An 8,790-nucleotide genomic window follows, 5' to 3' on the forward strand; every position below is an offset into this window, starting at 1 on the left:
AGGCCTGATAAAGACCTTGACCTCTCTTGATTTCACCTGTTTTAACAGTGTCGATATTCCCACGCACCAAACGAATTGGTCCCTGAGCTTTCAAAGAAACTTGAGTGCTTGGTTGCTCTGAATTCACACAGCTCACCATTGAAATAATAAATATTGAATATAAAGATATCTTAAACATACAGCTATAAATCATAGCAAGCTTATCGGAAATTTCAACCATTCCATAAGCTTGCTACGAATAAATTAGGCTTCTTCTAAGATCTTTCTTCTAGGCCTTGCAATTAGAGAATAAAAGCAAGGAATTACGATCAAAGTAAAAATTGTTGAGAGAAAAACCCCTCCGATAATAACTAGGGCCATTGGCCTTCTTGTTTCAGAACCAGCGCCAATAATAACGGCTGCAGGAACGGCTGAAGCAAGTGTTGTAAATGTTGTCATGATAATAGGTCTAAATCTTGTCTCACAAGCATGAAGGATGGCATCTTTTAGCTCTCTCCCTTCATCTCTAAGCTGATTTGAGAATTCAACAATAAGAATTGAGGTCTTTTTAACAATCCCCATAGTTAGAAGAATCCCAATCATCGAATAGATATTCAAGGTACTTCCAGAGAGCCACAGAGCAATAAATGATCCAGCTAACCCAAATGGGATGGCCAAGAATACTGTAACTGGGTCAGAGAAAGAATTAAACTGACTCGCTAGCACCATATAAGCTATCACAAGACCAAGAACCATAATCATAAGGACACTAAAGAGTGAGTCATTTAGATCCTTTGAGAACTTTAAAGAGTATCCGGCCGGCAGAATCTTTTCGCTGGCATCCTTAATATATTGGATGGCACTACTTTGGGCCACACCATCTCTTAAGTTGGCATCTACCCTAACCCCTCGGGCCCTATTCTCTCTATAAATTGATTGTGGTCCAAAAGAGTCTTCAATTTTTACAACATCATTGAGTGTCACAAACTCCCCTCTGTTGTTTTGAAGAAGAAGTGAAGAGATAGTTTCACTTGTTCTATCTTGTTCTTCTAACTGAACCCAAACATCATAACGACGACCATTCTCAGTATATTTAGCAGCAGCAACTCCACCGACCCCGACATTAAGTGTTTCAGCAATTGTTCGAATTTCTACACCTCTTTGTTGAGCCTTTAAACGGTCTGGAACAACGTGAACTTCTGGAAGCTCTCCAATATCATCTGAACGAACTCCAACCATAAGTTTTGATGCTTTCATCTCTTTTTCTAATTGACGATAAAGCTGTGCTTGAATCTCGGCATCTGGCCCAGTAATTGTAAATTCAATTGGACTTCCTCGACGACCACCGATAGCAGAGCCCATTCGGTCTCTTACGATGATTTTGATTCCCTTAATTCCAGAAAGTTGCTTTCTTAACTCAGATGCAATTTGGAATTGTGTTTTTTCTCTCTTTTCACGATCTTTAAGAATAATTACACCAAAACCTCTGTTTCCTGTTGTGGCCCCACGTCCACCTCCAACAGCGACAATCATTCTTCTAACGTCTTCATGCTTTTCAACAATGGCTTCGTACTCTTTAACCTTAGCGTTCGTATAATCTAAACTCTTACCATCTGGAGCGATAAAGATGACGAACATAAAACCTCTATCTGATTCTGGCGCAAACTCTTTATCAATGAAGTTCAATGTCGTCAGTGACCCAAGAATAAGAGCAAGTGACACAAAAATGACCTTGATTCTATGACCAAGAGAGAAGTTCAAACATTTCATATAGAATTTATTCGTTGTGGCAACCGCCTTATCAACCCAGTGGTGAATAAAAATCCCCTTAGAGTTCACATTAAGAAATTGAGAACATCTCATTGGTGCAAGAGTTAAGGCCTCCAGTGAAGATAAACTCACGGCAATACAGATAGTAAGAGCAAACTCTTTAAAGAATCTTCCCTCAATTCCAGGCATTAAAGTAATTGGTGCAAAGATGGCAACAAGTACGGCCGTTGTCGCAAGTACAGCAAAGGCAATCTCATTACTTCCTTTAAATGAGGCCTGTACCTTATCGTAGCCATTCTTCGCATATCGCACAATATTCTCGAGCATAACAATGGCATCATCAACAACAATCCCAATGGCAAGGGTCAGCCCCAGTAAAGAGAAAGTATTAAGGGAGAATCCAAGTAAATGCATGAAAGCAAAAGTTCCAATGATAGCAGTTGGAATTGCGAGAAGAATATTAATTGTTGCCGACATAGAGTTTAAGAAGAGCCAACAAACAAATGAAGTCAGAAGAACAGAAAGAAGAAGGTTCTGTAATAGTTCATCAATTGAAAGACGAATAAAAGTTGTTCTATCAAAGTTTACAGAAAGATTTGTTCCCTCTGGAAGTGTTTTAGATATCTCCTTAACTCTAGCTTTCACTCTATCGGCCACATCAACGGCATTAACACCTCTTTGCTTGTAAATAGGCATTGAAAGAGAAGGTGTTCTATCAACTCTTGAAATACGAGTTCTATTTTCGACCCCTGCATGAATATGGGCAACATCAGAGAGTTTAATTGGAACGTAGTTAGCGCGTCCCCCTCTTCTACTAATAATCATATTTTGAAAATCTTCAACTGTTCGCCCCTCTCCGAGAACACGAATACTTGTCTCTGTTTGTGGCGTTTCAAACTTTCCTGCAGGAAGCTCAACACTCTCCCTTTGAAGAGTCTGTACAATATCTGATAGTGTTAACTGATACTTTTCAAGTTGATCAGCCTTAACATCAACTCTCATCATTGGATCACGAGCTCCAAAAGCTCTTACCTCTGAGACACCTTCAATTGTTGTCAGTTGGTCAATAATCCCATCTTTAAAAAGCAGGTTCAACTCCCTCTCATTAAGCTTTGTCGAAACAAGAGCTAAATAGAGAATAGGATCATCCGCTGCATTTGATTTGGTCACCGTTGGAGTGTCGACAACATCTGGAAGTTGTCTTTGAGCACGACCAAGTAATGTTTGAACCTCTTGGAGAGCAAAGTCGATATCTTTATCGAGAGTAAACTCTAGCTCGATTCGCCCAAGGGCCCTTCCCGCGGTTGAAGTCATATCTTTAATTCCTTGCATAGAAACAAGGACTGATTCAACTGGTTCCAAGATATCTTTTTCTACAACCTCAGGTGTCGCCCCCTCGTACTGGTACGAAATTGAGATCGAGGGATAATCAACATCTGGGTTTTCGTTAATACCTAACTCTCTAAATCCCAAAATCCCAAAGAGAATGAGAGAGAACATTAGCATCCATGCAAAGACTGGATTCTTTATCGATAGTGATGATAATTTCATAGTTTACCTTTTATCCTTAGGAATATTTCCTAGAAATGCATTGGCCTGATAGTAAAGTGACTTCACATCAAGTGCCGATCTAATAACAAGCTTCTCCAACTGGATAACATCGTCTAGAGAACGAATAACATCAATCTGAGTCACAAGACCTTTATCGAGATCTTTTAATTGCTCCTGATATGAGTCTTTGCTTCTATCTAGAGAGCGTCTCAAGGTCATAAGCTCATTCTTTTTTAGGTCAAAATTCTTAAGATATTTTTGCCAGTGATTGTCTGAGTTACGACGAGTGTATTCAATCTGAGCATTGTTAATGCGAGAGAGAATCTTCTTATTCTGGACACGAGACTTTTTTACGCCAAAGTCAAAGAGGTTCAACTTCACATTGACACTCACGGCCCAATCTCGTTCATCATAATTATTCTTATCTAAGTTATAGCTAGCTCCTAGCTCCACTTGTGGGTAATACTTAGACTCTTCAATTCGTGTTTCAATGAGTGATGATTCATAGTCATATTTGAGACTAGTCAGTGCTGGGACTTTATCAAGATCAACAGTTGATGGAAGAGTTAGCTTTAGAGGATCGATGCGGTTTTTTAGCCCATCAAGTTTTTCAAGACCTGAATAGTTTCTAAACTCAGTTAAGGCATTTTCTAGTTGTGCCTTACTTGTTAAGAGATCTGAGTCTAGCTTGTGAAGTTGAGATTCAAGAGCGTAGAGATCAGCTTTTCGATCTCGCCCAATTCGGGTTCTCTTTTTGACAATATTCACCCTCTTTCTTAAATTTTGAAGTAAGGCCTCGATCTTCTCAGTTTCTTCATATGCTGATGAGACTTGAAAATAAAGAGAAGTGAACTTCCCATAATAATCAGAGAGGCTCTTCTTCGTTTGTGCCTTAGCTTGTTTTGGTAGAAGCTTACGATAGTCATTGAGAGCGAATTCTGCTCCCCCTTGAAAGATCTTTTGAGAAAGAGAAAAGTAGAACTCTGAATCAAGCTCATTCTTTCCAGATCCCGTATAGTCTTTATCATACGTGTTAGAATTCACAAGATCTAAACTTGGATAAAGACTTGATGTATAAGAATCAAGAATCGCCAACGAGCCCTTCTCTGTTAAGTTGTAAATTTCAACTTGCTTAGATTTCTTAAGAGAGCGCAAGTACAACTCATCAACATTTGCGCCGGCCGACACTGTCAATAAGACAGAGGGACATATGAGTAGTAAATATTTTTTCAAACTTTTTTCTCCTGTGCTTGTAAAACAAAATTCTCAAGAATACTTAGTGCCTGACTAAGCTCTTTTATTTCCAAAGGATTTAATCCTTCTAAATTTTCAATAAACATTTGGCTGGCGAGATGCCTAACTTTCTGAAACTTCTTTTTCCCCTTTGTCGTAGCAGTAAGGTGAATCACTCTACGGTCCTCTTCATCTGTGTGTCGTAACAAATACTTATCAGTCACAAGGGACTCAACTAACTTAGATACAGCAGGTCGAGAAATATGCATCATCTCTGCAATTTCACTGACGGTACTTTTTCCAGATTGTGTTAAGGCGATAATTCGAAATTTTGAAAAGCTAAACTCGGCCTCGCAGACTTTTCTGATATATGACTTCATCAATCCCATAGAAAGAGGGATTGTTTCGATATACTTTCTAGAAAGACTCAACTTCTCCATAGCTTAACCCTGACAATAGTTAACTTTGTTAACCATCTTAGATTGAGATTTTTCTATATACAAGAATTTGAATGTCAATTTTTTGTAAGGTCTCTTAATTACCGATAGCTTCTTTGATCGTTTTAACCAGTTCATCACTGACTAGCTTTAGACGAGCGGTTGATGCAATCGAGACAGGTGAAACCAAGCTAATTGGTAAGCCCCTGTTATTCCATGGTTTTAAAATCCGCTTCAGCTGACCTGATCTAATATGAGGTTCGCAAATAAACTTAGGCGCAAGAAGAACTCCTGCTCCAGCGATGGTCGCCTGAACAAGACTACTCATTTGATTACTTTCGATTACCGGCTTAATTTGAAAACGGGCCTTCTTTCTTCCACTCTCCAATTGCCATGTATTACTCATCGCAAGGCCGCTGATTGTAAGACAACTATGCTCAACAAGCTCTTCAGGTTTGGATAATTTTGGAGCGGATTCAAGGTAGGACTCTGAGGCCACAAGAATAAGTTCAAGATCACCAATCTTTCTCATCTTCAATTGACTTTCTCTAAGCTTTCCAATTCTAATCGCTAAATCAAATCCGTCTTTGACTAGATCGACGACTTCATTTGTATATTGTAAATCAAAGCGAAGCATAGGGTTTTGTCTACAAATCTGTCCCACGATTGGAGCGACGAGATAAGGCCCAAAGTCTTCAGGTGCAGTAAGTTTGATTGTTCCCGATGCAATAGAATCCAGTCCATAAAGCGATTTTTGTGCATCTTCAAGAATTTGGATTGGCTCAAGACAGGTCTCATAAAAGAGTCTCCCTGCAGCTGTTAAAGTATGACTTCTCGTTGTTCTTAACAGGAGTTTTGTTCCCGTCATTTTCTCAAGTTTTGTTACTGCCTTACTCACCGTAGACTTCTGAATCCTAAGGATTTCAGCGGCTTGAGAAAATCCCCCATGCTGAACAACTTTGACAAAGATACGAGATAATTCAAGTTCAATTGTTTCCATATAGAAACAATATAATGCAATTAATGCATATTATCAAGAATCCATTTCTGGGCGATACTGATTTCAACGAAAGAAACTAATTAAGGAGTTTATATGAGTAAAGAAAATATTTTAATTCTAGGTGCATCGGGAACTGTTGGCTCAGAAATAGCAAGGCAACTCACAAGTGAAGGACATAATGTTCTTCGCGCCACAAGTAAGGACAAACTCGCAGCAGATCAAGTAAAGCTCAACCTGGCCACAGGAGAAGGTGTCAAAGAGGCATTCTCAAATATTGATCGCGTCTTTCTCATTTCACCTCCAGGATATGCAAACCAGTACGATATCATTTCCCCTCTCATTCAAGAGGCAAAGAGAAAGGGGCTAAAGAAAGTTGTTCTTATGACGGCCATGGGAGCGAATGCCGATGAGAACTCTCCATTTAGAAGAGCTGAGGTTGAACTCGAAAAGTCTGGACTAAATTACAATATCGTAAGACCTAACTGGTTCTTTCAAAACTTTAACACTTTTTGGATTCAAGGAATTAATGAGCACAGAAAGATTCTTCTGCCAGTTGGAGAGGCAAAAGTTAGCTTCATCGATGCAAGAGATATCTCAGCAGTTATTGCCAAACTCTTAGTTGACGATAGTTTTAATAATACAGACTTTGATATTACAGGACCTAGTGCTATTGATCACAGTGAAGTGGCCAAGGCCATCTCTTTACAAATTGGAGAAGAGGTTCTTTATCAGGAAATTCAACCTCAACAATTGCGAGAGGGACTTCTAGCAGCAGGTCTTCCTGAGGACTACTCAGACTTTCTCCTTCTGATTCTTGGTTTTTTAAAAGAAGGCTACAACGCTGGCTTAACAGATAATGTAGAGAAGATACTAGGACGCAAGCCATTATCTCTTACAGATTATGTGAGAGACTACAAAGAAGCTTGGAAGGCGAACTAATGCCATTTAATCGAAGGGCCTTTATTACAAGTCTAGGCGCGAGTGGAATTGCTCTCGCCCTGACGAAGGTTTTAAGGACAGGAGATAAAGTTATGAAGCAACCAATAATTTTTCTGGGACATGGTTCGCCAATGAATGCCATTCTAGAAAATGACTTCACTAAGAAACTGCAAGGGCTTGCTAAAACTCTTGGAAGGCCTAAGGCCATTCTCATGGTTTCTGCTCATTGGGAAACTCAAGGGACTTGGCTTACAGGTATGGATCAACCTAAAACAATCCATGACTTTGGTGGCTTTCCACGTCCACTCTTCGAAGTTCAATACCCTGCTCCCGGAAGTCCAGAATTGGTCTTAGATATTCAGGGTGAAATAAAAAATCCACTCATTGGTGCTGACTTTAATCGCTGGGGTCTTGATCATGGGACATGGTCAGTCTTACGTCATATTTATCCGCAAGCAGATGTTCCTGTGATTCAATTAAGTCTTGATCGTACAAAACCATTTGAGTTCCACTATGAGCTTGGCAAGCAACTGTCTTTTCTAAGAGAGCAAGGAGTCATGATTATGGGAAGTGGAAATATCGTACACAATCTCAGAATTCTTTCCCGTGAAATAGATGCACCGGCCATGGATTGGGCCGTTGAATTTGACCAATGGGCAAAACAAAGAATTGAAGAGCGCGACTTTATGGCCTTAGTTAAAGATCCTCTTAAATCGAAAGTCGGACAACTAAGTATTCCATCTCCAGAGCACTATCTTCCTCTACTCTATATTTTAGGTGCAGCGGCAAAAGATGATCAGCTAACTTTTGATATTGAAGATATTCAAAATGGTTCATTGGCCATGAGAAGTGTTCGCTTTAGCTCTTGATAGAGAAAGTCGTATACCGCTCTTATACGATAGCTATTCTTTAAATCACGATGGCTCACAAGCCAATTCTCAACAATCATCTCAGGGAAAGAGTCTGGTAAAACCTTTACTAGACCCTCTTCCCTATCACCCACACTCGAGGCCATTAAACCTAGTCCACCACCTTGCTTAACAATTTCCCAATGGGCCAGGTGACTAGAGGAGTTTATTGGGAAGTTCTCTTGATCTAAATTTAGACCAAAAACATTTAATCCTTGAATGAGCGTCTCTCTTTCCATTATTCCGATAAAGTTCGCACGATTTAAATCACTCACTTCTTTGATCTCACCTAGCTCATCAAGGTACTCTTGAGTTCCATAAATGTGGAACTTACTTTGACCAATATTCTTTATGATCAAATCGTTTTGAACAGGGCGATAGTTTCGAATAGCGATATCAGCATCGCGCTTTATTAAATCAGTAGAGTCATTAGTCGCAATGATATCAATATGAATTTTAGGATATTCTCTTCGCATCTTTAGAAGAATCTTTGGTAATAGAAAAGCTGCATATGATTCAGAGGCACTAATTGATACTGTCCCTTCGAGCTCTTTAGAGTTTCCCTTAACAATTAAACTAACCTCTTCTGCAGCCTCGGCCATAAGCTGAAACTTTTCCAATATCTCTGTTGCAATTGGCGTTAACTCAAGCCTCTTTCCTACCTTTTCAACAAGGGCCACTCCGAGCTCATCTTCAAGGGCCTTAATCTGTCTTCCCAGAGTTGGCTGGGCCAATTTGAGAAGTTCAGCAGCTCCAGAAAAAGTGCCTGCTTCAGCAACGGCAACCAGTGCTTTTGCTCTTTCCCAATCAAATTTCAATAAGTTCCAGTTCGTTTCCATATATATCCATGCATTTATGCATACATTATACACTATTTTAGTTGTATCATAAAAAAAAATGAAGATATAGAATGAATAGAGAAACAAGGCTGGAGGGCCCATGTACATTAAGAATTCATTCTTTTGGAATCTNA

At 39.5% G+C, this 8,790-nt stretch carries 8 protein-coding genes; 2 read left to right on the plus strand and 6 right to left on the minus strand.

Features of this window, described 5'->3' with window-relative positions; all coding sequences use genetic code 11:
- The 5 genes from M901_RS17485 to M901_RS07550 form a co-directional block, all read right to left on the minus strand.
- A partial coding sequence (locus M901_RS17485) for a hypothetical protein (protein WP_021277604.1) occupies positions 1-220 on the minus strand: 220 nt, incomplete at its 3' end.
- A gap of 23 nt (positions 221-243) precedes the next feature.
- Positions 244-3,300 carry an efflux RND transporter permease subunit gene (locus M901_RS07535; protein WP_021277603.1) on the minus strand — a complete coding sequence of 1,019 codons (3,057 nt, stop codon included), beginning with the start codon at positions 3,298-3,300 and terminating at the stop codon, positions 244-246.
- Between the two features lie 3 nt (positions 3,301-3,303).
- A complete protein-coding gene (locus tag M901_RS07540) occupies positions 3,304-4,533 on the minus strand; it encodes a TolC family protein (protein ID WP_081653386.1) in 1,230 nt (409 codons plus the stop codon).
- The gene (locus M901_RS07545; protein ID WP_021277598.1) at positions 4,530-4,973 is read right to left on the minus strand and encodes a MarR family winged helix-turn-helix transcriptional regulator; all 444 of its coding nucleotides are present in this window, start codon (positions 4,971-4,973) and stop codon (positions 4,530-4,532) included. The genes M901_RS07540 and M901_RS07545 overlap by 4 nt, the downstream gene beginning before the upstream one ends.
- Positions 4,974-5,067: 94 nt before the next feature.
- A complete protein-coding gene (locus tag M901_RS07550) occupies positions 5,068-5,970 on the minus strand; it encodes a LysR family transcriptional regulator (RefSeq protein WP_021277601.1) in 903 nt (300 codons plus the stop codon).
- Positions 5,971-6,063: 93 nt separating this feature from the next.
- Here M901_RS07550 and M901_RS07555 point away from each other — a divergent pair, with 93 nt between their 5' ends.
- Both M901_RS07555 and ygiD read left to right on the plus strand, forming a co-directional pair.
- Complete coding sequence (locus M901_RS07555; protein WP_021277597.1) at positions 6,064-6,909, plus strand: NAD(P)H-binding protein; 846 nt, start codon at positions 6,064-6,066, stop codon at positions 6,907-6,909.
- Positions 6,909-7,778, plus strand: coding sequence for a 4,5-DOPA dioxygenase extradiol (gene ygiD, locus M901_RS07560; RefSeq protein WP_021277600.1), 870 nt, complete (start codon positions 6,909-6,911; stop codon positions 7,776-7,778). Before M901_RS07555 ends, ygiD begins: the two co-directional genes overlap by 1 nt.
- Here the strand turns inward: ygiD and M901_RS07565 are convergent.
- Positions 7,733-8,656, minus strand: coding sequence for a LysR family transcriptional regulator (locus M901_RS07565; protein ID WP_021277602.1), 924 nt, complete (start codon positions 8,654-8,656; stop codon positions 7,733-7,735). The genes ygiD and M901_RS07565 overlap by 46 nt on opposite strands.
- Positions 8,657-8,790: the final 134 nt, after the last annotated feature.

The sequence above is a fragment of the Bacteriovorax sp. DB6_IX genome, assembly GCF_000447775.1.
GTDB lineage: Bacteria > Bdellovibrionota > Bacteriovoracia > Bacteriovoracales > Bacteriovoracaceae > Halobacteriovorax_A.

Coding starts and splice junctions, on each gene's coding strand:
- M901_RS07535 (WP_021277603.1), bottom strand. CDS start 3,300: ATGAAATTATCATCACTATCGATAAAGAATCCAGTCTTTGCATGGATG.
- M901_RS07545 (WP_021277598.1), bottom strand. CDS start 4,973: ATGGAGAAGTTGAGTCTTTCTAGAAAGTATATCGAAACAATCCCTCTT.
- M901_RS07550 (WP_021277601.1), bottom strand. CDS start 5,970: ATGGAAACAATTGAACTTGAATTATCTCGTATCTTTGTCAAAGTTGTT.
- M901_RS07555 (WP_021277597.1), top strand. CDS start 6,064: ATGAGTAAAGAAAATATTTTAATTCTAGGTGCATCGGGAACTGTTGGC.
- ygiD (WP_021277600.1), top strand. CDS start 6,909: ATGCCATTTAATCGAAGGGCCTTTATTACAAGTCTAGGCGCGAGTGGA.
- M901_RS07565 (WP_021277602.1), bottom strand. CDS start 8,656: ATGGAAACGAACTGGAACTTATTGAAATTTGATTGGGAAAGAGCAAAA.